Consider the following 2,149-nt stretch of genomic DNA (forward strand, 5'->3'; position numbering starts at 1 on the left):
AGTCCGAGCCGTGCACGAGGTTCTGCTGCACCTTGAGCCCCCAGTCGCGGCCGAAGTCGCCGCGGATCGTGCCCGGCGCGGCCGTCGTGGGGTCGGTGGTGCCGGCGAGCACCCGGAAGCCCTCGATGACGCGGTTGCCGGCCACGCGCACGGCCACGACCGGACCGGACTGCATGAACTCGACGAGCGGCTCGTAGAACGGCTTGCCCTCGTGCTCGGCGTAGTGCTTCGCGAGGATCTCACGGTCGGGCTGCACCATGCGCAGGTCGACGAGCGAGTAGCCCTTGGCTTCGATGCGGCGGAGGATCTCGCCGGTGAGGTTGCGGGCGACGCCGTCGGGCTTCACGATCACGAGGGTCTCTTCGATGCCGGTGGTCATTCCTGTTCCTGTTCCGGAGCGGCCTGCGCCGTCCTGTCTCGATCGATTCGTGCGCCGGCGACCATGCAGTACCACCACAGGCCGCCGAAGAGGATGCCGACGAAGAACATCGCCGGGTTGAGGAAGCCCGCCGCGAGGATGAGCGCCTGCAGCACCCACCCGAGCGTGAAGCCCCACGGGTACCTGAGCAGCCCGATGGTCACCACCAGGCCGACGATCAGCACGCCGCCCGCGACGAGCGCGACCCACGGCGGCAGCCCCAGCGAGCCGTTCTCGGTCGGCGCGAGGCCCCAGATCACGAGCGCCGCGAGGAAGACGATGATGATCTCGAAGCCCAGCACGATGGACGCCAGGCTCTGCCGGATCGACCGGGGCCGGCCCCTCCCCGGCTCGGGCGCGGCGTCGGCGGGCGCGTCGCTCATGCGCGGCCCCATTCGCGGTCGGCGGCGATCGCCATGGCCTCGCCGACGAGGGCGATGGAGCCCGTGACGACCACCGCGCGCTTCGGCGACTCGGCCGCCCAGGCGCGCGCCTCGTCGAGGGCGTCGTCGAGCCGCTCGACGGCCTGCACGCGGTCGGCGCCGACGCGCGCGGCGAGGATCGCCGCCACGTCCCGCACATCCCGGGCCCGGTCGGACTCGGGCCGCGTGACGAGGAACGAGCCGCCCGACCGGGCCAGGGCCGCGGCGATGCCGTCGACGTCCTTGTCGGCCAGCACCCCGAAGACGAAGACGACCTCGTCGAAGTCGAAGTACTCGTCGAGCGCCGCCACGAGCGACTCCGCGCCGTGCGGGTTGTGCGCGGCATCCACGATGACCGTCGGATCGGCGGCGATCGCCTGCAGCCGACCCGGGGAGGCCGCGACCGAGAGCCCGTCGTGCACGACCTCGTCGGCGAGGCGGACCGCGCCTCCGCCGATGAAGGCCTCGACCGCGGCGATGGCGACGGCCGCGTTCTCGGCCTGGTGGCGGCCGAAGAGCGGCAGCGCGATGTCGCGGTACTCCCCCGCGAGCCCGCGCACGGAGATCAGCTGCCCGCCCACCGCGACACGCGACTCGAGGACGTCGAACGCGTCGCCCTCCACGGCGAGGGTCGACTCCGTGAGCTCCGCGGCATCCTCGAGCACGCGCAGGGCGTCATCGGGCTGCTTCGCGGTGACGACGGATGCCGCGGGCTTGATGATGCCCGACTTCGTGCGGGCGATCTCGGTGACGGTGTTGCCGAGGCGCGCCTGATGGTCGAGGTCGATGGGCGTGAAGACGGCGACCTGGCCGTCGGCGACGTTGGTGGAGTCCCACTCGCCGCCCATGCCCACCTCGAGTACGACCACGTCGACCGGCGCGTCGGCGAAGCAGGCGAACGCGAGCACCGTGAGCGTCTCGAAGAACGTGAGCGGTTCCTCGTCGTTCCCCTCGAGCTCGGCGTCGACGATGGCGACGAACGGCAGGATCTCCTCCCAGTTGCGGGCGACCGCCTCATCGGCGATGGGCTCGCCGTCGATGCGGATCCGCTCCGTGAACCGCTCGAGGTGGGGGCTCGTGAGCAGGCCCGTGCGCAGCCCGGACGCCCGCAGCAGCGCCTCGATCATGCGACTCGTCGAGGTCTTGCCGTTCGTGCCGGTGATGTGGATGACCGGCGCCGCCCGGTGCGGGTCGCCGAGCAACTCGACCGCGCGGCGGGTGGGGGCGAGCCGCGGCCGCGGGCTGCCCTCGCCGATCCGGTCGAGCAGCGCCGCGTAGACGGCGTCGGCCGCGTCACGCGACTCGGGGT

General features: G+C 72.4%; 3 protein-coding genes. All 3 read right to left on the minus strand.

The genetic code is table 11. The features are described from left to right. Positions 1 to 379, minus strand: a 379-nt coding sequence (gene ndk, locus AC1DY2_RS18990; protein ID WP_476763828.1) for a nucleoside-diphosphate kinase, incomplete at its 3' end; no start/stop codon positions are given. Then, on the minus strand, positions 376 to 801 hold the full coding sequence (locus AC1DY2_RS18995) for a DUF4233 domain-containing protein (protein WP_476763829.1): 426 nt from the start codon (positions 799 to 801) through the stop codon (positions 376 to 378). The genes AC1DY2_RS18995 and ndk, both read right to left, overlap by 4 nt. After that, on the minus strand, positions 798 to 2,149 hold a 1,352-nt coding region (locus AC1DY2_RS19000; RefSeq protein WP_476763830.1), incomplete at its 5' end, for a bifunctional folylpolyglutamate synthase/dihydrofolate synthase. The genes AC1DY2_RS19000 and AC1DY2_RS18995, both read right to left, overlap by 4 nt.

The sequence above is a fragment of the Agromyces sp. P1_H4 genome (genome assembly GCF_056405255.1).

Bases quoted from the DNA above. Each gene is read 5' to 3' on its own strand.
- AC1DY2_RS18995 (WP_476763829.1), bottom strand. From the start codon at position 801: ATGAGCGACGCGCCCGCCGACGCCGCGCCCGAGCCGGGGAGGGGCCGG.